This window comes from Cupriavidus basilensis, assembly GCF_029335485.1.
GTDB classification, from domain to species: Bacteria; Pseudomonadota; Gammaproteobacteria; order Burkholderiales; family Burkholderiaceae; genus Cupriavidus; species Cupriavidus basilensis_E.
The window spans coordinates 1-23257 of the sequence record NZ_JARJLM010000373.1; the positions used below are offsets into that span (position 1 = coordinate 1).

Below are 23257 nucleotides of genomic sequence, written 5' to 3' on the forward strand. Positions count from 1 at the left end.
GACAGCGCTCAGGCAGACTTCTGGACATGCCCCTCAAGCGGCGCACGCGATTTGGTGAGCCGATAGCCGATGCCGAGCAGCGCGAACCACACGGGTGCCACGTAGAGCGCCACCCGGGTACCCGGATCGAGCGACAGCAGCACCGCAACCGCGATCATGAAGGCGACCACCAGCCAGTTGGCATAAGGCGCGCCAGGCATGCGAAAGTCCACCGCCTTGACCCGGCCGGCGGCGATTGCCTTGCGATAGCCGAGGTGGGCAATCATGATGATCGACCAGGTCCACAGCGAGCCGACCAGCGAAATGCTGGTGACCCAGACGAAGACCTGCTCCGGCACGATGTAGTTGAGCAGCACGCCGATGCCCATCAACGCGGCCGAGAACGTGATGGCGGTGGACGGCACATGCTTGCTGCTGACCCTGCCGAAGGCGCGCGGCGCCTGACCGAACTGCGCCAGCGTGTACAGCATGCGCCCGGTGCTGAAGATGCCGCTGTTGCAAGATGAGGCTGCCGCCGTGATGACGACCAGATTGACGATCGCGGCCGCCCCCGGAATGCCGACCCTCTCGAACACGTAGACGAAGGGGCTGACGCCGGGCTTCAGTTCATTCCAGGGCACCAGCGCCATCATGACGATCAGCGCGCCAACGTAGAAGATCAGGATACGCCAGACGACGCCGTTGGTCGCATGCGGCAACACCTTCTCGGGATTCTGCGCCTCCCCCGCGGTGACACCGATCAGTTCCACGCCCTGGTAGGCGAACATGACGATCTGCAAGGTCAGCACCACGCCGAGCGTCCCGAACGGCATGAAGCCGCCATGCGTCCACAGGTTCGAGAAGCTGGCCGTCGGGCCGAGCGGTGTCACACCGAAGAAGATGATCGCCAGCCCGATCACGATCATGGCGACGATGGTCACCACCTTGATCAGCGCGAACCAGAATTCCAGCTCGCCGAATACCGCGACCGCGATGCAGTTCACCAGGTACAGCACCGCCAGGGTGACCAGCGCCGGTATCCACTGCGGCACGTCCGGGAACCAGTAGTGCACGTAGACGGCGACCGCGGTGATCTCGGCCATCCCGGTGACCACCCACATGAACCAGTACGACCAGCCGGTGGCGAAGCCGGCAAAGGGACCGACAAACTCCTCGGCGTAGGTTGCAAAGGACCCGGCCACCGGGCGGTACAGCAGCAGCTCGCCCAGCGCGCGCATGATGAAGAAGATCGCCACGCCGCCGATGGCATAACTCAGCATCAGTCCCGGGCCGGCGATGGCGATCGCGCGCCCCGCTCCCAAGAACAGTCCGACCCCGATGGCGCCGCCGATGGCGATCATCTGGATGTGCCGGTCCTTGAGTCCGCGATGGAGATCCTTCTCCTCGTGGGCCCGCTCTTCGTCGAGCAGTTTCCTTACGTCAGTCATATTGATCTCCTCTCAGACCCGCGAACGCTCGTCAGCGCCCGCACGGCTCTCACCCGTGAATTGGTTCCGGTCCGCCATGACTGTCCGGATATGGGTTGCCCGGCTTCGCGCCGGTAGTGCGCCAGCATGAACGCCCCGATGTCGAAGCCGGCCCTGGCGGCCGGAAAGGCGGATTGCTGGATTTGCAGCCGTGGTCATGAGTTGTCTCCTCTGGTAATCGTTTACTCGGATCGATGCGGCCGGCGCTTCGCGCCTTGTCTATCGCTCGCGCGGCATCGCGCATCGTCCTGATCGCCTTCATTCCCCGACAACGCATCCCAGCGTCCGAAATCGAGGCGATCTTCTATCACAGGGTCTAAACCCTGTCAATGTGTTTCCTGCGCTACCGTGCAACGATCTTCGCGCAGCCTGCTGTCATGCCGCGAGGCTGGCCGGCGGCCAGGTTCCTCGCTTTGCCTGCTGCGCCAACCCGGTCTCAGCTCACGCATTCCAAGGCGCTACCCTGGTTCAGCGTTGCCAGGTTGTTCAGCATGTCGGCCACCATCTCCTTGAGGCCGAATTCAGGTCTCCAGTTCCAATCCCGCCTGGCTACCGAGTCGTCGATGGAGTCAGGCCATCCACTGGCAATTTCCTGACGGAAATCAGGCTCGTACCTGACATCGAACCCCGGGCAATGCCGCCGGATCTCGTTCGCGATCTCGCCAGGCGTAAAGCTCAAGCCCGCAAGGTTGTAGCTTCCCCGCTCGGAGAGGCTGGCGGCAGGCGCCTCCATCAGCTCGAGCGTCGCGCGAACGGCGTCCGGCATGTACATCATTGGCAGGGCTTCATCTTTCTCCAGGAAGCAGGTATAGGGTTGCCCCTTGACCGCCGAATGGAAGATATCGATTGCGTAGTCCGTGGTTCCGCCGCCTGGAGGCGCCTTGTAGGAAATCAATCCTGGATACCGCACGCTCCGGACATCCACGCCATGGTTCTCAAAGTACCAACGGCACCATCCTTCTCCTGCCAGCTTGGAGATGCCGTAGACGGTCTTGGGCTCCATGATGGTGCTTTGGGGCGTGGCGTCCGGCGGCGTTGTCGGGCCGAACGCCGCAATCGAACTGGGCCAGAAGACCTTGTCGAGCTTCTGGTGACGCGCAGCCTCCAGCACGTTCAGCAGGCCGTTCATGTTGAGTTGCCACGCCCATGTGGGCGATTTCTCTCCGGTCGCCGACAATGCGGCTGCCAAGTGATAGATCTGGGTGATCCCATGCCGCTCGATGACATCGCGCAGTTGCGCGCGATCGGTTACGTCGAGCATTTCATGCGTGAGGTGCAGGTGGCGGCCGTGCGGCACCATGTCGCTCGTGACGACATTCTGCTTGCCATAGCGATCGGCCAGCGCCGACGTCAATTCCGTTCCCAATTGGCCGTTGGCGCCAATGATCAGGATCCTGGCTGGCTTTGTCATTGAATGATCCCCAGTTCCTTGCCTGCGATCTCGAACGCCTCCAACGCCTGGTCCAGCTCGGCTCTGTCGTGCAAGGCGCTGATCTGTACGCGGATGCGCGCTTGCCCCTTGGGGACCACGGGATAGAAGAAACCGATGACATAGACGCCCAGTTCGAGCAGACGCCGGGACAGTCGCTGCGCCTTTTCCGCGTCGTACACCATGACGGGAACGATGGGGTGGTCGCCGGGCTTCACGTCGAAGCCCAGTGTGCCGAGCTTGCCGCGGAAGTACTGCGCATTGCGCTCGAGCTTGTCCCGCAACGTGGTATCGGCTTCGAGCAGGTCGAGCACCTTGAGTGTCGCGCCCACGATGCACGGCGCCACCGTGTTCGAGAAAAGATAAGGCCGGGAGCGCTGGCGCAGCAATGCCACGACTTCCTTTCGCCCACTCGTAAAGCCACCCGAGGCGCCGCCGAGCGCCTTGCCGAGCGTTCCGGTGATGATGTCGACCTTTCCGAAGATCCCACGGTGTTCGTGAGAGCCGCGGCCGCGCTGCCCAAGGAAGCCAGTGGCATGGCACTCGTCAATCCCGAGGAGCGCCCCGAACTCGTCGCAGATCTCGCGGATCTCGTCGAGCCGGGCAATCGTGCCATCCATCGAGAACACGCCATCGGTAAAGACGAGCTTGAAACGTGCGCCTGCGGCATCGGCCGCCTTCAACTGCTCGCGAAGGTCCTCAAGATCATTGTTCTTGTAGCGGAAACGCCTGGCTTTACAGAGCCGGATGCCATCGATGATGGACGCGTGGTTCAGCTCGTCGCTGATGACAGCGTCGTCCGGGCCAAGGAGCGTCTCGAACAGGCCCCCGTTCGCATCGAAGGCCGAACCGTAAAGGATCGTGTCCTCGGTGCCGAGAAAGCGCGCGAGACGCGCCTCGAGCGACTTGTGCAGGTCTTGCGTACCACAAATGAACCGGACGGAGCTCAAGCCAAAACCACGCTCGCGGAGCGCGCGATGCGCAGCCTCCACGACCTCCGGATGGGACGACAGGCCCAGGTAGTTGTTGGCGCACAGGTTGATGACTTCCTTCCCATCGGCAGTCCTGATGAGGCTGCCCTGGGGAGAGGCGATGACACGCTCGGTCTTGAACAGACCGGCTTGCTCAATGGACTCGAGCTCTTGGCGAATGGCTGCGTAGAATGCGTCTGTTGTCGGCACAGCGGTGCTCCTGTAAACTGAGGATGATCGATAAACCGAACGTGTTCTGTATATCGAACGTTTTGTTCACTTTACAGGATGTCATTTCATGACACAAGTCCCCCCGGTGGAGGCGTTCGCAGAAGGCCCCCCTGTCATTGGAGCAAGGCTGCAATTGCTTCGCCAGGCACGCAAGCTCTCTCTCGACGAGCTTTCCCGGCGTGCTGGCGTATCCAAATCGATGCTTTCGCAGGTTGAACGGAATCTTGCCAATCCCACGGTAGCGGTCTTGTGGCGATTGGCGAACGCCTTGGGGATTGGCCTGGCCGAGTTCCTTTCCGGCGGGCAGGCCGACAAGCCAGCGCCGACCGTGACGGTCATTCCTGCTCACTCGATCCCGGTGATCAGAAGCCCGGATGGCAAATGCGAGTTGAAGATTCTCGGCCCGGTGGACCTTGCAAGCCGGGTGGAATGGTATGAACTGTCGATCCATCCCGGCGGCGTACTCGCATCCGAGCCGCATGAGAGTGGTTCGAAAGAACATCTGTCAATACTGAGCGGCTGCGTCACCGTCCAATCCGGCCCCAGTGAGAAGAAAGTCCGGCACGGCGAGTCCGCGCGCTATCCGGCGGATGTTCAGCATGCCATTTCGAATCCTGGAAAAACCACAGCCACGGCATTGCTGGTCGTCGAGTACGCCCAATGACAGCCGTTCATCGGAAGCCGGCAGGATCACGCTAGCGCTGCAACACGAGCGCGGAGATCCGCATCTTCTGCGTCACGCCCCGCGCGCGAAAGCGCCGATACCCTCGTAGGAACTTGCAACGGATGCCGATGCGCACGGCGGTCCGTACGCCGGCGCTCGACTGCGCACCGCCGCCAAAGACGCCCGACGCACCGGAATCCGGCCCCTCTGCCACGCGTAACCCGGCAACAGCAGCATATTGGACAGCATCGCGTCGCCCGGCAGCCGCTGCGCCAGCGCGGCAACGCCGATGAACCCGGCACGTGCCCCCAAGCGCTTCGGTCAGGCCATCGGGCGGCAAGCAGCACCGCATCGGGCGCGATTCGCAGGCCAGGGCATCATGGTGCCGTAGCGTCATCGGCATCCCCGCCTGGCCCGGCGCAGCCGATCTCGAATATAGGGGCAATAGCAATATCGCTGCCTTTATCGTTGCCTTATTGAAGGCAAACGCCCCCTCCTCACTGACCCGGTGGATTTCTGCGCGAGCCGGCCAGCTCCGCCATTTTCCATTTGCGTCGCCATTACCGCATACGACGGTCGTCCCGAACGGGACGATTCAGGCGGAACGGTAAAGTGGAACGCGGGCGCGCCAGTGCCGGCGGGCACAATGCGGCGGGCGCCAATAATCCGTCGAGCGTGCCGCATTCAGAAACGGATTGGCACAACCGCACGACCGTCAGGCCAGGCGCTTCGCCTTGTGCCGTCTCGATATCCGGGTACCCGCCCGCGCAAGCAGGCAGCGGGCAATCCAGCGCGCCAGCCAAGCGCATTCAGTCTCGGTAATGAACATGACGCACCCGCGCGATAATAGCCGTCGGTCGGGAAATATGATTATTTTTTGCAATTTTTTATGCTTGTAGGATTAATCCATACGCTCGTAGGACAAATCAATTCCCCTGTAGGACCGGTCTCATTCATTTAGATTCGGACACCTCCGATAATGATCACTCTCATCGAGAGAGCAGTATTTTTCACACAACCGGAGAGTAAACCATGTCCACCAACATCAAGAAGATGCTCGTTATCGCCGCCACCACCCTCGTGGCCGGCTCCGCAATGGCCGCTGAAGGCACCATCAATTTCACCGGCTCCATCACGGCGGCCTCGTGCAACATCGAAGGCGGCAGCGGCACCAACGTGACCGGCAACAAGGGCAACCAGATCATCGACGTCAAGCTCGGCAAGGTCGCCATCGATTCGCTGAGCGGCAGCGCCGGCGGCAGCATCGCGGGCGGTACCGCGATCAACCTGGACCTCAACTGCGGCCCCAGCGGCACCGACCTGAAGACCGTCAGCCTGCGTTTCGACCCCGTCGGCGGCTCGGGCGTGGACGCCTTCGATAACCATCTGCTGAAGACCGTCGGCGATGCCACGGGCGTCGGTATCGGCGTCTACAACGGCGATGGCAAGCTGCTCAACCTCAGCGGCAACGAAATGATCACGGGCAAGCTGAACAAGGGCGGTACCGACGACGCCCCGGTCTACACCGCCAACCTGTCGATGCGCGCGGCCTATGTGAAGAACGGCGACAAGGACATCAAGGCCGGTGAAGCCAACGGCACGCTGCCTTTTACGCTGAACTACGAGTAATCCCACGGCAACGCGGGGGGCCCCGGGCTCCCCGCCCTCGCCGCAACCACCGGATCGAATATGAAACGTTTCCACTTTGCTGGGCTGGCCCTGGCCGGCTCGCTGCTGCTGTCTTCAGGCCCCTCGCTCGCAGGCATCACGCTCGACGGAACCCGCGTCGTGCTGGCCGCGCCGAGCAAGGAGGCGTCGCTGCTGATCCGCAACACCGCGCCGGCCGACATCATGGTGCAGACCTGGATGGACGCCGGCGACGACAAGGCCGACGTGCCGTTCGCCATCACGCCGGCGCTGAGCCGCATGGGTCCCGAGAAGCAGCAGACGCTGCGCATCCTCTACTACGGACAGGGCCTGCCGACCGACCGCGAGTCGGTGTTCTGGCTGAGCGTGCAGGAGATCCCGCAGAAGGCCAAGGACGAGAACACCCTGCAGATCGCCGTGCGCCAGCGCATCAAGTTCTTCTACCGGCCGGCCGGGCTGCCGGGTGAGGTCGCGCAGGCGCCCGCGCAGTTGCGCTGGCGCGTGGTCACGCAGGACGGCAAGGCGCAGCTCGAGGTCAGCAACCCCACCGCCTTCCATGTGTCGCTGGCCGAGGTCAAGCTGCGCAGCGGCAGCAAGGATTACACCGTCGACACCCAGATGGTGCCGCCGGCGGACACGCGCCGTCTTACCGTACACGGCCTGCCGGCCGGGGCGGGCGCCGGTGCCAAGGTGCATTTCGAAACCATCAACGATTACGGCGCCATCACGGCGCACGACAGCGACGCCGGCGCCTGAAGCCGCCAGCCTAACCCCCTTCTGCTTTTCGCTTCGCCATTCCCCTGCCCCGGCAAGGGGCGGGAGGCTGCTTTGCGCCCGGCGACGGGCGTGGACCAGGAGGCACATTACAAAGAGATTCGGTATGGTCATCGTCAGAAAGGAAATCGTCAGGAAACCCATCGCGATCGGCGTGGCCGCCCAGTTCGGCGCGCCGTGCCTGGCGCTGCTCGGGCTGGTGCTGCCCGCGGCGGGCCATGCCGTGGAATTCAACGAGTCCTTTCTGCGCAAAGGCGACGGGCCGGTCGCGCTGCACTATTTCGAGAAGGGCAGCGCGATGCTGCCCGGCGGCTACGACGTCGATGTCTACCTGAACCACGCGCCGGCCGGCCGGCAGACGGTACTGTTCAGCCCCGACGCCGAGGGTGTCGTGCGCCCGGCGATTTCGCTCAAGCTGCTGCGCGCGATCGGTGTCGACGTTGCGCGGCTGGAGAAGGAAGGGCGCGTGGCGGCCGGCACGGACGAGGCCGCGGCCGTGGATCTCGCCGCCCTGGCCGATGGCGCTTCGGTCGAGTTCGAATCCGACAAGCTGGCGCTCCTTCTGAGCGTGCCGCAGGCCTATGTGGCGCGCAACGCGCGTGGCTACGTCGATCCCTCGCTATGGGACGACGGCGTGCCCGCGGCCTACACCAATTACCAGGCCAACTACAGCCGCAACGACGGCAGCGGCTACCATAGCGACTACCATTACCTCGGCCTGCGCAGCGGCGTCAACTTCGGCGGCTGGCGCTTTCGCAACGAATCCTCCCTGACCGGCTCCAGCGGCACGGGCACCCGCTTCTCCAGCAACCGCAGCTACGTCGAGCACGATATCCGCAGCCTGCGCGGCAAGGGCGCGGCGGGCGAGCTGTACACGGCCGGCGAGATCTTCGACAGCGTGCGCTTCCTGGGCGCGCAGGTGAGTACCGACCTGGGCATGCTGCCAGAGAGCGAAATGGGCTTCGCGCCGGTCGTGCGCGGCATCGCCGAGAGCAATGCCGTGGTCGAGGTGCGCCAGAACGGCTACGTCATCTATTCGGTGGCGGTGCCGCCCGGCGCGTTCGAGATCAACGACATCGCTTCCAGCGGCTCCAACGGCGACCTCGAGATCAAGATCACCGAAGCCGACGGCCGCGTGCGGCGCTATACCCAGTCCTATTCCTACATGCCGGTGATGGTGCGCCGCGGCAGCCTGCGCTATGCGCTGGCCGGCGGCGCCTACCGGGCCGACGGCCGTTCGCGGCCCAAGTTCGTGCAGGGCACGCTGGTCTACGGTGTGTCGGACGACTTCACCGGCTACGGCGGCGTGCTGGCGGCAGAGGGCTACTCGGCGCTCGCGCTGGGCGCCGGCGTCAACACGCCGATCGGCGGCGTGTCGCTGGACGTCACCCACAGCCAGTCGCGCACCGGCAACGGCAAGCGGCAGGGGCAGAGCCTGCGCTTCCTCTACTCGAAGACGGTCTATCCCACCAATACCACGTTCACCATGGTGGGCTACCGCTATTCGACGGACGGCTATCGTACGTTCAGCCAGCACGTCGAGGAGAAGGACAACACCGATGGCTACGGTTTCCGGCGGCAGAAGAGCCGGCTCGACGTCAACATCAACCAGCCGCTGTCGCGCGGTTCCCTGTACCTCGGCGTAGGCGAGACGAGCTACTGGAACCGCGCGGGGAACAGCCGCCGCTTGCAGCTTGGCTACAGCGGCAGCTACAAGGACATCAGCTACAGCGTGGCGGTCTCGCACACGCGCGACTCCGGCGCCAACGCGCGCCCGAGCACGCAGGTCAGCCTGTCGCTCAGCATCCCGCTGGGCAAGGCGCCGAGCACGCACCGTGCCTATGCCAACGCGGTGTCGTCCAACGGTGGCGACTTCAACCTGCAGGGCGGGGTGTCGGGCTACCTGAACGACAGCAACACCGTCAACTATGGCGTGCAGACGGGCTACAGCCGCGATGGCGGCGGCTCGGGCGGCGTCAGCCTGGGCTGGGATACGCCCACGGCCAGGCTGACCGGCAACGTGAGCCAGAGCCGCGCCGGCAGCCACGTCGACGCGGGCGCGTCGGGCTCCCTGGTGGTGCATGGCGGCGGCGTGACGCTGGGCCAGCCGGTGGGCGAGACCTTTGCCGTGGTCGAGGTGCCGAAGGTGCCCGACGTGTCGCTGAGCGGTTCGCAGACGATCCGCACCGACCGCCGCGGCTACGCCGTGGTGCCCTATCTGCAGCCCTATCGCGTGAACTGGCTCAACATCGATCCGTCCAGCATCGGCACCCAGACCGAGATCGCCGAAAACGCCAAGATGGTAGTGCCCACCCGCGGCGCCGTGGTCAAGACGCGCTTCCAGGCCGAGACGGGCCGCCGCGTGCAGTTCGAGCTGAGCCTGGACAAGTCAGGCAAGGTGCCGTTCGGCGCCCAGGCCTACGATGCCAAGGACAAGCTGATCGGCATGGTGGACAACCAGTCGCGCCTGCTGGCATTCGGCATTCCGGAGCAGGGGCGCATCGACGTGCGCTGGGGCAACGATAGCTGCGCGGTCAGCTACCTGCTGCCGCCGCAGAACAAGGAACTGACCTACGAGCGCCAGCCGGTGACCTGCACGCGCGCCGGCACGGTGGGCGGCGCCAAATGATCCGCATCCGGAAAGCGCTTTGCGTGGCTGTTCGCCAAAGAGCGGCCGCTGGCGGCGGCCGTGGAGCCATTTTTCGGCTTTTTTTGAACGCGTCTAGATCAAGTGGATGGTGTGAATGATTACCAAAAAAAAGGCTTTTACTGGGCTCTGCCTGGCGCTCGCTCCAATCTGGGCGTTTGCGGCCTGCACGGCCGACACAACGGATGGAAAGGACCACTACATAGTGTTGGTATCGGGGTTCAATCCGCCTCCCTTCAGCCCCGGTGATATTCCCATGGGCGGAGTAATCTACGAGGCGACTGCGCAAGGGTTATCGTTCAAGAACGCGAAGAATTCAACTTCCCCCACCACGCGCTGCTCTTCTGTGACAAGCACTTACGTGACCGGCATCGGCACTCCGGGAGCTAACAATATCTATCCAACGAGCATCCCGAATATCGGAATACGGATACTGGCTCCCAATGGGAGGTTCTTCCCCTTTGTCGACAGCCCTCTTCCATGGTTGACGGCCCCTTGGAACGTGGCTTACGCGCCGAAGATACAACTGGTCAAGACAGGAAACATCACAGCACCAGGCATATTGGCCGGAGCCTACGCCCGCTACACAGCGGACCACGCAGCTGGCCAGACACTTGTCGAATACCAGTTCGCTGCGCCGCTTATCGTTACACCCAGGGTTCCGACCTGCAAGGTCGAGAGTCCCTCCAGCATCCCTGTGCCCATGGGGCACGTGATTTCGGCGACCGCTTTCTCCGGCGTCGGATCGACGGCCCCGCCCCAATCGTTCTCGATCAAACTGCGGTGCTCGGGCGGCGACGCGGAAACGGCGACCCGGGCCTTCGTCACGCTGACCGACGCCACCAATCCGGGAAACACCTCGACGACCCTTTCACTGTCGAGGGACGCGACGGCGGCTACCGGCGTCGGCATCCAGATCCTCAAGGGTGATGTCGTGCTGGGATACGGGCCGGATTCCAGCGCCGTTGGCAATACCAACCAATGGTATGCGGGTACCGTCAAGCAGGGGCAGGCCACTATGTCCATTGACCTGCAGGCACGCTATGTACAGACGGCGCCGAAAATCACGTCGGGGAGCGCGAACGCCGTCGCGACCTACACCCTGAGCTATCAATAGTGCCCGGCAACGATAGCTGCGCAGTCAGCTACCGGCTGCCGCCGCAGAACAAGGCGATCTTCCATGAGCGGGTGCCGGTCGTGCGCCGCAAGCCGTTGGCCTGATGCCCTGCCCCGGCCGGCGGACCGGTGTTGCGAGGACTTGCGTCGCGGACCGGCGGGCACGGAGCACCACAGATAATCCATGGCACGGCAATCGCGCCGGCCACCGTATTGGCACGCTACGTCAAGTTTCGGATGCTGCACCCTGGCCGGCATCCGGCCGCCCGCTACAATGCGGCTCTCGGTGGTGTCGGGCCGGGAGCATGGGGCTCCCTGGGCACTGCCGAAGGCATGCGGATCGGCGCGAAGGCGCCCAGGGGCAGCATGAAGCAAGCTCGAGGAGCGAAAGTCCAGGAACTGGCCCGCAGCGCGCTGCGGCTGAATGCCGGCCTGCTGGCCGTGGCGGGGCTGGCGGCGGTGCTGCTCGGTACCACGTACTGGGGCCTGTCCCGCGTGCTGGGGGTCGAGCAGAGGAAGATCGAGCTGCATTTCGAGCGGCTGACCGGCAATATCCATGAGCACGAGCGCTTTCTGCTGCAGTTCATCCGCGCCACCGAGCCCGCGCCGCAGACCGCCCCGCAGACCACGCCGCGCCGCCTGCGCGCCGACCTGACCACGCTGCGCGTGATGCCGCGCGGCGACGTGGACATCTACGAAGGGCAGCAGTTCTCCTTTTCCACGCCGTTCGCGCTGGCCCTGCCGGGGACGCACGCGCTGCCGCTTGCCCCCGAGGCGCGCGAGCGGCAGTTCGGCCTGGGCCTCATCGCCAGCAGCTTCTACAGCAGTTTCTGGAGCCGCTCGCGCTACCTCGCGCCGCAGATGCTGCTGGCGGATCTCGACAGCCTGGCGGGCCTGGCGGTACCGTCGATCGATGCGCAGCCGGAGGCCGGCACGCGCGGCCGCCAAGGTTTCCTGCGCGTGCTGCAGGCGGTGCGCGAGCGTATCCTGGCCGATCCGCCGCAGCCGGGCGTGCTGCAGGTCCAATGGCGGGCGGCCGGGCAACTGCTGGGCGGCCCGACGCCCGAACTGCTGGCCTATGTGTCCGACAGCGTGCCGGACGAACTCTGGTGGGCGGCGGCCGCGCCGCGCCGCACGGCCGCCGTCGCCGTGCTGGACTTCGACAGCATCGACCGCCTGCTCAATGTGCCGACCTACGAGGCGCTGCACCTGCTCGGTCCGGATGGCCGCGTGCTGAGCGGCAGCGCGGAGTGGGTGCGGCAGTATGCCGACGGCATCCACCTGACGCGGCAGGGCTTGCTGGTCCGGCTCGGCGAGGCAGGCGGCCAGGGCTGGCAGGCGGCCTATCTGGTCCCGTACCGGCAGGTGCTGCGCGACGAGCGCTGGGCGATTCTGAAGTGGGGGCTGGGGCTGCTGGCCATCTTCGGCGGCGGCTGGGGGCTGAGGCGCTGGTACCGGCGGCGCGTGGTACTTCCCGCCAGCGCGGCACATCGCGCGCTGCAGGACAGTCATGCCTTCAACCGGGCCATCATCGAGACCGCGCCGGTGGCGCTGTGCGTGCTGGGCGACAGCGGGCGCGCGGTGATCACGCAGAACGCGCTGACGCAGGCATGGCTGGGCGGGCCCGGGGCCATCGCCGCGCTGGTGCGCGACTGGCATCTGTTCGAGGCCGGCGCCCCGGTGCGCGGCGAGGCTTGCGTGATAGCCGGCGGGCTGTTCCTGCACGCGCGCTGGGCGCCGGCGCAGTACGAAGGCGCCAGCGTGCTGCTGTGCGCGTTCAACGACATCACGGCCCACCGCCAGGCCGAGTCGGCGCTGCGTCGGGCCCGCGCCGCGGCGGACGAGGCCAATGCGGCCAAGAGCCGCTTCCTCGCCACCATGAGCCATGAGATCCGCACGCCGCTGTACGGCGTGGTCAGCACGCTGGAGCTGCTCGGCCTGACGCCGCTCGATGCGCGCCAGCAGGGCTATTTGCACACCATCCGCAGTTCTTCCGATATCTTGCTGCAGCTGATCAGCGACATTCTCGACATCTCGAAGATCGAGGCCGGCCAGATGCCGCTGGAGCCGGAGGTCTTCAGCCCGCTGGCGCTGGCCGAGGAAACGGTGCGCAACTATGCTGCCCTGGCGCACGAGAAGGGCTTGCAGCTCTACAGCTGCATAGCGGCTGACATACCGGCAAGGGTGTCTGGCGACAGCACGCGGATCCGCCAGATCCTGAGCAACCTGATCAGCAATGCGATCAAGTTCACCGAGACGGGGCGCGTCGTCCTGCACCTGCGGATGGGCGAGCGGCCGGCGCAAGCCGAGGGACAGGTGAGGCTGGAGTGGCAGGTGGTGGATTCCGGCGCGGGCATCCCGAAAGAGCAGCAGGCCAGGTTGTTCGAGCCTTTCTACCAGGCTGACGAGGGGCGGCATCATGCCGTGACCGGCACCGGGCTGGGCTTGTCGATCTGCTTGCGCCTTTGCCAGATGATGGGCGGATCGCTGGACGTGGCCAGCGCGCCCGGGCTCGGAAGCAGTTTCGGCCTGGGGCTGACCTTGCGGGAAGTCGAATCCGCGCCCGCGCTTGGCGGGGAGGCGCGCTTGCCGCGTGAGACCATCCATGTCCGCTCGCCCTCCCCCGAACTGACCGGCAGCCTGTGCAGGTGGCTGGAAAGCTGGGGCGCGGTCGCCGCCCCCGTGGCACCCGAGGGCGAAACGGCGGCCCGCTCCGGCCTGCTGCTCGAACTGCTGCCCGAGTTCCTGCCCCCCATGGACTGGCAAGGCGTGCGGGTGCTGGGCAGCCACGATGCGGAACTGGAGCCGCAGCCCTGCGCGCAGGGGTGGCAGGTCAATCTGCACAGCCTGGCGGACCTGTGCCGTGCGCTGGCCGTGGCCGCGCACGGGGCCACGCCGGCCATGCCAGGGCCGCAGGCGGCCGGCAAGCGGGCACCGCGCCGGCAGGCGCTCGGCTTGCGCGTGCTGGTGGCGGAGGACAATCCCATCAACCGCACGCTGCTCGGCGAGCAGCTGGAACAATTGGGCTGCGTGGTCGTCGCCGCCCGCAATGGCCAGGAAGCCCTGCGCTGCATGGACGAGGCGGCCGGCAAGGCCGGCCATATCGATATCGTGCTGACCGACGTCGGCATGCCGGTCATGGACGGCTATGCGCTGACCCGGGCCTTGCGGCAGCGCGATCCCGCCATCCCCATCATCGGCGTGACCGCCAACGCCATGCGCGACGAGGAAGCGCGCTGCCTGGCCGCGGGAATGAACGGATGGCTGACCAAGCCGATGAGCCTGCAGACGCTCCATGCCTGCCTGCGCAAGGCCGCGGGACCGCGCGGGAGCGCAACGGCGGATGGGCCCGCGCGGTCCGGGCCGCCAGGCCCTCCCCCCGCCGCGACGCCGGCCACCGGCGACGGTATCCAGGTGCCGGAGGGCTTGCTGGCGGTGTTCGTGAACACCATGCGGGAGGATCTGGATGCCATCAATGCGGCGATCGGCCGCGACGACACGGGCGAAGTCCGCCGCCTGCTGCATCGCATCCGCGGTGCGCTGGCAGTTGCCCAGGCCCAGGCACTGGTGGCCGCCTGCAGCCAGACGGAAACCGGCCTCGCCGACGGCGTGCCGCTCGCCCAGGATGCGGAACTGCATGACCTGGTCGCCCGGATCGAGACGGCTATACAACACCTGTGAGCAGATGAAACGCCTGTGCTAAGCTCACCGCCTTGCTTGCCGGGTGATGCCGGAGGCTGACGGTTTTCTTGCATCGCGGATGCATGCGCACCTGATCGAATATAGGAAGTAATAAATGAGCCGAATCGTCATTGTCGATGATCACCCTTTGATTTCCGTCGCCGTCCGGCTGATGCTCGAGAAAGAGGGACACACCATCGTCGCGGAGTGCACCAGCGGCTCCGAATGCATTCAGGCTGTCCGCGAGCATTCTCCAGACCTGGTGATTCTGGACCTTGGGATTCCCAAGATGGATGGCTTTGCCGTGATTTCTCATTTCAAGGCCACCGATACCCGGGTCAAGACCCTGGTCCTGACCTCGGGCGATCCGCGCAATTTCGCCATACGTTGCCTGCAGGCCGGCGCCGCCGGCTTTGTCAGCAAGGACGATGACCTCAACGAACTGGTGGCGGCGGTGCGAGCCGTGCTGTCCGGCTACATCTATTTTCCCGAGAGCGCCGTCAGCATGCTGCGGGAGAGCGGGCAGGCCGCCGGCAAGGAACAGGATCTGATCGCCAGCTTGAGCGACCGCGAAATCACAATCCTGAAATTGCTGGCAAAAGGCCTCAGCAATCAGGAAATCGCCGAAGATCTGCTGATCAGCCACAAGACCGTCAGCACCTACAAGGTGCGCCTGATGCGCAAGCTTAATGTCTCCAACCTGGTGGCGATGGTTGAGATAGCGAAACGCAACGGACTCGTTTGATCCTTCTCGCCACCGGCCGGGCTTGCCGGACCGCTTAGCCTTTCTCGTCCGCGTCATCCCCCTCGTTCTCCTCAAGCCTCGGGAACGGTGGCACGATGGTGCCGGAAGGCTTTCTCCATCGCGGCCATCTGGCGCGCCACGGCCGCGACGGCTTCCTGCAGGCGCGGCACGGACAGGACATCGTCGCGGCAGACTGTCTCCAGCCGCACGCAGGCCTCGACCAGCGCGCCGTGCTTCAGCATCTGGCCGCTACCCTTGATCCGGTGAGCCAACGCTGCGAGCGCGCTTGCATCCTGCGCGCCTGCCAGCGGGGCCAGTGCTTCCCGATCCTGCTTGCTGGTGCGCAACACTTCGTCGATCAGCCTGCGCAACAGTACCGGGTTGCCGTCGGCAAGCACCGTGATCTCCCGGAGCCCCTCCGGCAAGGTGCGGACGGCAGGCGGCGGTGCGCCTGCCGCCAGAGCGGTGCCGCCATCCCCATCTCCATCCCTGCCCGGGCGCAATCGCCGCCTGCCTGACACGGGCACGACCGCAGCCAGCTGTTCCCGCAATACGTCCAGGCCGATCGGCTTGACCAGGCACGCGTTCATGCCGGCGTCGATGCTGCCTGCAATCCCCTCCTTCTGCGCGTCGGCCGTCAGGCCCAGGATCAGGCACGGCGCCCGCCCTTGCTGGTGCTCCCGCTGCCGGATGGCCCGCGCGAGTTCGGGGCCTTTCATGACCGGCATGTGGCAATCGGTAATCACGGCATCGAAGCTGCCTCTCAGCCACCGCTGCAAGGCGCGCCCGCCGTCCACGGCGACGACGGCGCGATGCCCCAGAAAGACAAGCTGCTGGCAAATCAGCGCGCGGCTGACCGCGTCGTCGTCCGCGACCAGGACGCGCAGGCGCTGCCCCGAACTGGGCGCCCTCGGGGCCGGCAAGGGTGCCGTACCGCCCGCGTGGCCTTCCAGCGCCGGGGGAGTGGCCGCGCTGGGTGCCAGGCCATTCAGCTTCAGCGTCACGTCGATCTGCGTGCCCTGGCCCTTGGCGCTCTGCAGGCTCAGGGTTCCACCCATCATCTCGCACAGAGACTGGCATATCGCCAGGCCAAGCCCCGTCCCGCTCTGGACATGGCCGGGCGACGAAGCGACCTGGGCAAAGGGACGGAACAGCTGCCGCTGGTCGGCCGGCGCGATGCCGATTCCGCTGTCCTGTACGGAGAGTGCGACCTGCACATGGCCGGCATCGAGAGGCTGGCAGCCAAGCCGGATCCTGACGAAGCCATGATCGGTGAACTTGACGGCATTGCTGACCAGGTTGGACAGGATCTGCTTGAAGCGCGTGGCATCGACCAGCACCTCGCGGTTGACGCTGGAATCCATCTCCAGCACCAGATCGATGCCCTTCTGGCGGGCCAGACCTTCGAAGACGCTGGCCACGGACTCGGCCAGTTCACGCAGGTTGGCCCGGGCGGGCGCCAGGCTCAGGTGTCCTGACTCGATGCGCACGATGTCGAGGATGTCGCCGATCAGGGCAAGCAGGCTGTTGGCCGAGGCATAGGCGGTCTCGATGGCGGTGCGGTCGAACACACCGGTGCCGGCGCGCTCCAGCGCGAGTTCGAGCATCCCGATCACGGCGTTCATGGGCGTGCGGATTTCATGGCTCATGGTCGCGAGAAAGGTCGTCTTTGCACGGCTGGCCTGGTCAGCCAGATGCTTCGCCTGTTCCAGTTCCCCGATCAGGCGCCGCTGCTCGGTGATTTCCCGCCAGCCGCCGATCACTCCCTTCATCACGCCCGATGCGTCCCTGAACGGCTGGATCCAGTGGTCGATCCAGACCAGCGTGCCACGGATATGCACGGCGCGCTGCTGCCGGATCGGCTCATCGTCCGCGATCGCGCGCAGGTAGCACGCGTGGAACAGCGGGGCAGCCTCAAAGTGGCTGGGCGGCAAATCCAGCGCGGTTTTCCCCAGCACTTGCCCGGCGGCAATGCCGAGCACCTCCTCGTAGCGGCGGTTGCAGGAGAGCATGCGGCCCTGGCAGTCGCGCACATACACCGGATTGGGCAGGCCGTTGGTGAAGGTCTGCATGAACTGCAACTGGTCGCTCAAGGCCTGTTCGGCGCGGATGCGTTTGCGGATCTGCCCGCGCAGGTGGAAGACCCAGGCCAGGAACAGCGCCAGCAGCACAAGCGCGCCGCCGACGATGATGGCGATGGTCTGGCGGTAGTCCCGCCAGGTCTGGCCGACCATCACCGTATCCGAACGCCAGCGGCTGATGCTGGCTTGCAGCTCGTGGGGGGCGGAGGCCTGTATCGCCTTGTTCAGGATCGACTGCAGTTCCGTGTCGCTGCGGCGCATGGCGAAACTCAGGGGTGCCGCGTCGTTGTCGATCAGGCCGCTGATGGCGAGCTTGTCATCGTAGAGCCTGCCGATGTAGTAGCGGGCGGTGTTGAGGGTAAGCACTGCCGCGTCGGCTTCGTTTGCGGCCACCATGCGCAGCGTGTCCAGTATCGTGGACGCGGTGACGATGCGCGCTTCCGGGTAGGCGGCGCGCATGCGCTCGATGGCGAGATGCCCCTGGGCGATGGCCACGCGCTTGCCTGGGCCCTGCCGCAGGCTGGCGCTGGTCACGGGCTGGCCCTTGCGCGTCACCAGCACGAAGGAACTGGCCAGGAAGGGACGGCTGAAACGCAGCGAGTCCTCGCGCTCGGGGCTCGGGATCAGGAGGCTCAGGTCGGCACGGCCGCTGGCCAGGGCGCGCTGGAGGCTGGCGAAACTGCCGGTCCGCTCTATCTCGAAGCGCAGCCCGGTACGCAAGGCGATGGTCTGGAGCAAGTCGGATGCGATGCCATTGAAGCCTCCGTTGGCGTCGAAAAAGGCCACTGGGGCAAAATCATCGTTGACGGCCAGCCGGACGACCGGGTGGCGGGCGATCCAGCGCTGTTCCTGAGGGCTGAGGTCAAGCACCTGTCCGGGAAGCACGGCACCCTCGCCGGCCCAGCGCTTGGTGATGCGGTCGAGCTTGGTCTTGCCCAGCGATTCCAGGGCGGTGTCGACGATGCGACGCAGGCGCGCGTCGCCGGGCTGCATGGCGAAGCCGAAGCCGCTGGTGTCGAGCGGGAGAAAGCGTTCGAAGCGCACGTTGCTGAAGTAGCCCTGGTTGATCAGGTAAGAGGCAGACAGCGCGTCGCCGAGGTACAGGTCCGCCTGCCCGAACGCCACGGCCGCCATGGCCTGGGTGTTGGACGGGTAGCGCACGAAGCTGGCCTTGGGATATCGTTTTTGCAGCGTCTCGCCTTGCAGGTAGTCCTGCCCCATCGCGACGGTCTTGCCCGCCAGGTCGTCCGAGCGCCGGCAGGCGCCCGCCCCGCGGTTGAACAGCGAGGGCTGGTCGGCGGCGTAGGGCCGGCTGAGCATCAGCCCGTGGTTGTCCTGCTCGAAGCTGTTGGCGCTGGCCAGCAGGTCGATGCGGCCGTCCGCCAACGCCTGGATGGCGCTGGCCCGGTCTGGAAAATAGCGGACCTCGATCTCGATACTCAGCTGTTGCCTGAGCAGGGCCATGACATCGGCCGTGATCCCTTCGAAATCGCCGCCATAGGCGATATCCAGCGGCGGCAAGCCGGGGCCGGGTACGCCCAGCACGAGCGATGGCTTGCCCCTGAGCCAGGTCCAGTCTGCGGCGGATAGCGGAACCTCCCGGCGCTCCAGCGGCAGATGGCTCTGCAACTGCAGACTGGGCGCCGGCTGGATGCCGGCCTGCGCGCAGGCGCCGCCCATGGCCATCGAGATGGCGAGCGCAACGAATACCGACAGGAAGGAGGTAAAAAAACCCGGCATCGTGGCTGCGGCCCTATTCCATGCAGTAGCGCAGGAAGCGCTGCCCCGGCATGGGCATCGCCAGCGCAAAGCCCTGGCCGATCTCGCAGCCCATGGCGAGGAGTTCGCGCTTTTGCACAGCGGTCTCCACGCCTTCGGCCACCAGTTGGGCCTCGATCGCTTGCGACAGCGCCACCGCTGCGCCGATGACGGCGCGGCTGGCCTGGCAATGGTCCAGCTTGTGCACGAACGCGGCGTCCAGCTTGACCTGATTGAACGGGTAATCGCAAAGACGGGCAAGCGACGAGTGGCCCTTGCCGAGATCGTCCAGCGCCAGGCCGCATCCCATCAGCCTTAGCCGCAGCATGTTTTCCAGGCTGCAGGCCATCTGGCCGGCCTCGTGGCTTGCGCCGCCGATCTCGCCGGTCTCGGTGACTTCGAACGTCAGGCCGCTGGCCGGGAGCTGCTTTTGCGCCAGGGCGAAGCGGATCCTCTCCGCGAAGAAGCGCCGGGCGAGCTGCGAGGCCTGCACGTTGAACGCGAGTTCGATCTGCACGGCGTAGCGTGCCAGTTCGCGCTGCAAGGCAAGTCCCTGCTCCAGCAATTGCACGAAGAGCGTGTCGATCAGGCCGCTGGCTTCCATGGTGGGGAGAAAACTGGCCGGACCGAGCAGCCCCAGGCGTGGGTGCTCCCAGCGGGCCAATACTTCGGCACCGTTCATCTCGCCGCTGCGCAGCCAGAACTTGGGCTGGTAATGCGCAACGAACTCGCCCCTGGCGAGGCCAAGCCGGATGTCTTCGATCGAGGGTTGCGGCACAGCAGGCTGGACCGGCAGGCTGGGCGGCGGCGCCTGGGCGCTGCCGCATGCCGTGAAGCGCTGCAGTTGCCGGCGCAGGCGCGCCGGATCGAGCGGCATGCCGAGATCGCCAGCGAAGGCCAGATCGAAGCATCGGATCATCGAGACGGCTGCGCTGTGCAGCCTCGCATCGGCCTCCTCGCAAAGCATGACGGCCCTGGCCAGGCCGCTGCGGCCCAGCAAGCCCAGGAAGGCCGCACCGTCCATGCCGGGATTGCGCAGGTTGCAGATCGCCACATCCACCCCACCGCAGCGCTCGAGGCGCTCCAGTGCCTCGGTTCCATGGGCAGCCTGATGGACCTGGCCGGCGCCCGCGCTGAGCAGGGAAGCCACGGCTGCCTGCCGCTGCAGCGGCTGGTTTTCAACAACGAGTAGGCTCAGGTTCTGCATGGGAAGGAAAGAGGTCGGTGGAACGGACCAGTATTCCCTGGAACGGTCACCCCCTCTATAGGAGGGTTCCTGCGTGCATGCGGATTTTTCCTATTTTATGTAGGAAAAATCTCAAGCCTGATGCTGCCGGCATGGTGCGGCGTTGCGCCGCCCCGGCAATTTGCCATCCGGGCCGCACCGGCAATTTGCCATCCGGGCCGCACCGGGCGGGCACCGGCATCACGCGATACCGCAGAACTCCCGCCGATACTGTTCGGGCGTGCAGCCGGCCTCGCGCTGGAACATCGCGATAAAGGCGGAGGCCGTACTGTAGCCGAGATCGAATGCGATCGCCTGCACGCCGCGGCCGGCCTCCAGCGCATCGATGGCACGCAGAAAGCGCAGGCGCTGCCGCCAGTCGCCAAACGAGATGCCGAGTTCCTGCTGGCAACGGCGCGCGAGCGTTCGTTCGGTCATGTGGACGCTGGCGGCCCATTCGGCCAGCGAGCGATGGTCGCCGGGATCGGCCTGCAGCGCCTCCAGCACGGCGATCAGCGCGGGTGTCGCCGCCGCCGGCAGGTAGCAGCGCTGCACCGGCGCCTTCGCGAGCTGGTCGACCACCACGTACGCCAGGCGCAGGTCGGCCGGCGTGCGCGGCACATGCACGCCGCGCGCGGCGAAATCCGCCAGCACGCTCTTGACGATCGGGCTGATGCGCATCATGCAGGCCTCGGCCGGCAGTTGCGCGCACAGTCCGGGTTCAATGTAGATGGAGCGATAGACGATCGCGTGCCGCAACGTGCAGCTGTGCACCACCGCCGGGGGGATCCACACCGCGTATTGCGGTGGCGAAAGCAGCCGCAGGCCATCGGTTTCCATCTGCATGGTGCCGTGCGCGGCGTAGTTGAGGTGGCCCCAGCTGTGACTGTGCGCCTCGGCCTGCATGTCGGCCCCGAACTCGTCATAGCGCAGGTAAAAGGGACCTTCCATCCCTTCGACATCCTGGATTGGCAAGAAGCGCCGCTGGTCGGGCATGGCAGATCGGGTTGGTCGCAAGACAAAGCACAAAGAAGTCCGGAATCCCGGACGAGTTGTCCTATTTGAGCTATATGCATCAACGCGGACGCGCTCATGATAGCGATCCATTCACATAAGGGAAAGCTCCCATGTGGCAATATGCCTTTCCGCTGTTGGCTGTCCTGATCTGGTCGGGCAACACCGTCGTCAGCAAAATGGCGGCCGGTACGATCGCGCCGGCCGAGATCAGCTTCTATCGCTGGCTGCTGGCCGCCCTGCTCTTCACGCCGCTGGCGCTGCGCCCGGTGCTGCGCAACTGGCCGGCGATCCGCCCGCATCTCGGCCGGATCGCGGTGCTTGGCCTGCTCGGCATGGTGGCCTACCAATGCCTGGCTTACTACGCGGCCTACATGACCACGGCCACGCACATGGGCATCATCGGCTCGCTCACGCCAATGATGGTGCTGTCGTTGTCCATCCTGATGCTGGGCCAGCGCCTGAACGCCGGCGCCGTGGCCGGGTCCGTGCTGTCGATTGCCGGCGTGCTGCTGGTCGTATCGTCCGGCGATCCCGCCAGCTTGCTGACAGGCGGCGCCAACCTGGGCGACGGACTGATGCTGCTGGCCATGCTGGCCTACGCGGTCTACGTCATCCTGCTCAAACGCTGGAAAATGAAGGATGTGCCGGCGCTGCAACTGCTCTACCTGCAGATCGTGGTGGCTGTCGCCGCCCTGCTGCCGCTGTACCTGGCCACGCCGAAGATGGGCCTATCGGCGGCCAATCTCCCGCTGGTGGGCTTCGCCGGGCTGATGGCCTCGATGGTCGCGCCGCTGGTGTGGATGCACGCCGTCGCCCATATCGGCCCCAGCCGCGCGAGCATGTTCTTCAACCTGATCCCGCTGTTCACCGCGCTGATCGCGGCGGCCATGCTCGGCGAGTCGCTCGCGGTGTATCACGCCGTCGGCGGCGTGCTGACGGTGGCAGGCGTCCTGCTGGCCGAGTTGTGGACGGTACCGCTGAGGCTGCAGGCGACCAGGACGTGAACGACGGGCGCCTGCCGTACACGCCGGCGGGCCAGGCCCGGCCACTATCGGAAATGGCGCGGTAGACCCACTGGCGCAGATCCCTGCGGACCTTGCAGGCGGTCGAGGGAAGGAACTGGTCATGAACACCACGATCAGATCCTCCGCCGGGTCGATCCAGAAGGCGGTGCTGGCCCCGCCGCCCCAGAAGGAGTCACCGGCGCCGCCAGGCATCATGGTACGGGCCAGATCCTGGGTGATGGCGAAGCCAGGGCCGAATCCAGGGCCGGGATAGACGGCCTCGCTGAAGGTGGAGCTTCTATCGGCAGTACGCTGCGGCAGCGACATCGGCACGCAACCCCAGACGGCTCTTACTCTACCCTGCGCCCGCAGCGGACTCGGCCGGCGCGCTTATACGCGCGGACCACGGTGCTGACATCGCACGCAAAGACACCACCGAGAGAACCAATGCGATCCGTCGAGACGGCCCACAGATCCCGGATGTCCCGGCACAGCACGTGCCAGAACAGCTGCGATCGGCCGCTCGTACCGAACAGGCATCGGGTGTGCTTGTCCTGCGCCAGGTCCAGCGCAATGCGATCGGCCAGGCCTGGCTGGGTCTGGACCGACAGGATCGCCTCGACCTCATAGCCGACCAGCGAGGGCTCCAGCTCGACCCTGAAGGTCAGCGCATTGCGCTCGATGAGACCGCTCATGACGCGCTGCACCTTTGGCTCGCTAACGCCGCAAGCCTCCGCGAGCGCGCTCAGGCTCGCCCTGCCGTCGGAGGCGAGCACCGAGACCAGGCGCGTTTCATCGGCA

15 protein-coding genes are annotated in these 23257 nt (G+C 65.7%); 8 read left to right on the forward strand and 7 right to left on the reverse strand.

The genetic code is table 11. From position 1 onward, the window contains the following. Positions 1 to 8 precede the first annotated feature (8 nt). The 3 genes from P3W85_RS22280 to kbl all read right to left on the reverse strand — a co-directional run bounded on the left by P3W85_RS22280 (position 9) and on the right by kbl (position 4076). The gene (locus P3W85_RS22280; protein WP_017228992.1) at positions 9 to 1427 is read right to left on the reverse strand and encodes an amino acid permease; all 1419 of its coding nucleotides are present in this window, start codon (positions 1425 to 1427) and stop codon (positions 9 to 11) included. A gap of 475 nt (positions 1428 to 1902) precedes the next feature. Further along, positions 1903 to 2877, reverse strand: coding sequence for an L-threonine 3-dehydrogenase (locus tag P3W85_RS22285; protein ID WP_276266371.1), 975 nt, complete (start codon positions 2875 to 2877; stop codon positions 1903 to 1905). After that, positions 2874 to 4076, reverse strand: a complete 1203-nt coding sequence (gene kbl, locus P3W85_RS22290) for a glycine C-acetyltransferase (protein ID WP_276266372.1) — start codon at positions 4074 to 4076, stop codon at positions 2874 to 2876. The genes P3W85_RS22285 and kbl overlap by 4 nt, the downstream gene beginning before the upstream one ends. A gap of 88 nt (positions 4077 to 4164) precedes the next feature. Between kbl and P3W85_RS22295 the strand changes: the two genes are divergently transcribed. From P3W85_RS22295 to P3W85_RS22325, 7 genes are all read left to right on the forward strand, one after another. Then, positions 4165 to 4761 (forward strand): helix-turn-helix domain-containing protein, encoded by a 597-nt coding sequence (locus P3W85_RS22295; RefSeq protein ID WP_276266373.1) that lies wholly within the window; start codon positions 4165 to 4167, stop codon positions 4759 to 4761. 1032 nt (positions 4762 to 5793) lie between these two features. Beyond that, positions 5794 to 6390: a fimbrial protein gene (locus tag P3W85_RS22300; RefSeq protein ID WP_276266374.1), complete on the forward strand. Its 597-nt coding sequence runs from the start codon at positions 5794 to 5796 to the stop codon at positions 6388 to 6390. A gap of 60 nt (positions 6391 to 6450) precedes the next feature. Next, positions 6451 to 7164, forward strand: coding sequence for a fimbrial biogenesis chaperone (locus P3W85_RS22305; RefSeq protein ID WP_276266375.1), 714 nt, complete (start codon positions 6451 to 6453; stop codon positions 7162 to 7164). Positions 7165 to 7288: 124 nt separating this feature from the next. Beyond that, positions 7289 to 9811: a fimbria/pilus outer membrane usher protein gene (locus P3W85_RS22310; protein ID WP_276266376.1), complete on the forward strand. Its 2523-nt coding sequence runs from the start codon at positions 7289 to 7291 to the stop codon at positions 9809 to 9811. Positions 9812 to 9926: 115 nt separating this feature from the next. Then, positions 9927 to 10946: a fimbrial protein gene (locus P3W85_RS22315; RefSeq protein ID WP_276266377.1), complete on the forward strand. Its 1020-nt coding sequence runs from the start codon at positions 9927 to 9929 to the stop codon at positions 10944 to 10946. A gap of 365 nt (positions 10947 to 11311) precedes the next feature. After that, complete coding sequence (locus tag P3W85_RS22320) at positions 11312 to 14626, forward strand: hybrid sensor histidine kinase/response regulator (protein ID WP_276266378.1); 3315 nt, start codon at positions 11312 to 11314, stop codon at positions 14624 to 14626. Between the two features lie 115 nt (positions 14627 to 14741). Further along, positions 14742 to 15371, forward strand: coding sequence for a response regulator transcription factor (locus P3W85_RS22325; RefSeq protein ID WP_017229004.1), 630 nt, complete (start codon positions 14742 to 14744; stop codon positions 15369 to 15371). Between the two features lie 71 nt (positions 15372 to 15442). Here the strand turns inward: P3W85_RS22325 and P3W85_RS22330 are convergent, their stop codons facing one another. The 3 genes from P3W85_RS22330 to P3W85_RS22340 form a co-directional block, all read right to left on the reverse strand. Beyond that, entirely contained in the window at positions 15443 to 19192 is a 3750-nt protein-coding gene (locus tag P3W85_RS22330; RefSeq protein ID WP_276266379.1) for a transporter substrate-binding domain-containing protein, read from the reverse strand. A gap of 13 nt (positions 19193 to 19205) precedes the next feature. After that, the gene (locus P3W85_RS22335; protein WP_276266380.1) at positions 19206 to 20360 is read right to left on the reverse strand and encodes an EAL domain-containing response regulator; all 1155 of its coding nucleotides are present in this window, start codon (positions 20358 to 20360) and stop codon (positions 19206 to 19208) included. Positions 20361 to 20636: 276 nt separating this feature from the next. Continuing rightward, positions 20637 to 21431, reverse strand: a complete 795-nt coding sequence (locus tag P3W85_RS22340) for an AraC family transcriptional regulator (protein WP_346430279.1) — start codon at positions 21429 to 21431, stop codon at positions 20637 to 20639. Positions 21432 to 21562: 131 nt separating this feature from the next. On the opposite strand from P3W85_RS22340, the gene P3W85_RS22345 reads away from it, so the two are divergent. After that, positions 21563 to 22456, forward strand: a complete 894-nt coding sequence (locus tag P3W85_RS22345) for a DMT family transporter (protein WP_276266382.1) — start codon at positions 21563 to 21565, stop codon at positions 22454 to 22456. Positions 22457 to 22806: 350 nt separating this feature from the next. Here P3W85_RS22345 and P3W85_RS22355 read toward each other — a convergent pair. Continuing rightward, the coding region (locus P3W85_RS22355) for an Lrp/AsnC family transcriptional regulator (protein ID WP_276266383.1) at positions 22807 to 23257 on the reverse strand (451 nt) is incomplete at its 5' end.

Excerpts from the sequence above, each read along its gene's own strand:
- P3W85_RS22280 (WP_017228992.1), bottom strand. The coding sequence starts at position 1,427 with ATGACTGACGTAAGGAAACTGCTCGACGAAGAGCGGGCCCACGAGGAG.
- P3W85_RS22285 (WP_276266371.1), bottom strand. The coding sequence starts at position 2,877 with ATGACAAAGCCAGCCAGGATCCTGATCATTGGCGCCAACGGCCAATTG.
- P3W85_RS22295 (WP_276266373.1), top strand. The coding sequence starts at position 4,165 with ATGACACAAGTCCCCCCGGTGGAGGCGTTCGCAGAAGGCCCCCCTGTC.
- P3W85_RS22300 (WP_276266374.1), top strand. The coding sequence starts at position 5,794 with ATGTCCACCAACATCAAGAAGATGCTCGTTATCGCCGCCACCACCCTC.
- P3W85_RS22305 (WP_276266375.1), top strand. The coding sequence starts at position 6,451 with ATGAAACGTTTCCACTTTGCTGGGCTGGCCCTGGCCGGCTCGCTGCTG.
- P3W85_RS22310 (WP_276266376.1), top strand. The coding sequence starts at position 7,289 with ATGGTCATCGTCAGAAAGGAAATCGTCAGGAAACCCATCGCGATCGGC.
- P3W85_RS22315 (WP_276266377.1), top strand. The coding sequence starts at position 9,927 with ATGATTACCAAAAAAAAGGCTTTTACTGGGCTCTGCCTGGCGCTCGCT.
- P3W85_RS22320 (WP_276266378.1), top strand. The coding sequence starts at position 11,312 with ATGAAGCAAGCTCGAGGAGCGAAAGTCCAGGAACTGGCCCGCAGCGCG.
- P3W85_RS22325 (WP_017229004.1), top strand. The coding sequence starts at position 14,742 with ATGAGCCGAATCGTCATTGTCGATGATCACCCTTTGATTTCCGTCGCC.
- P3W85_RS22330 (WP_276266379.1), bottom strand. The coding sequence starts at position 19,192 with ATGCCGGGTTTTTTTACCTCCTTCCTGTCGGTATTCGTTGCGCTCGCC.
- P3W85_RS22340 (WP_346430279.1), bottom strand. The coding sequence starts at position 21,431 with ATGCCCGACCAGCGGCGCTTCTTGCCAATCCAGGATGTCGAAGGGATG.
- P3W85_RS22345 (WP_276266382.1), top strand. The coding sequence starts at position 21,563 with ATGTGGCAATATGCCTTTCCGCTGTTGGCTGTCCTGATCTGGTCGGGC.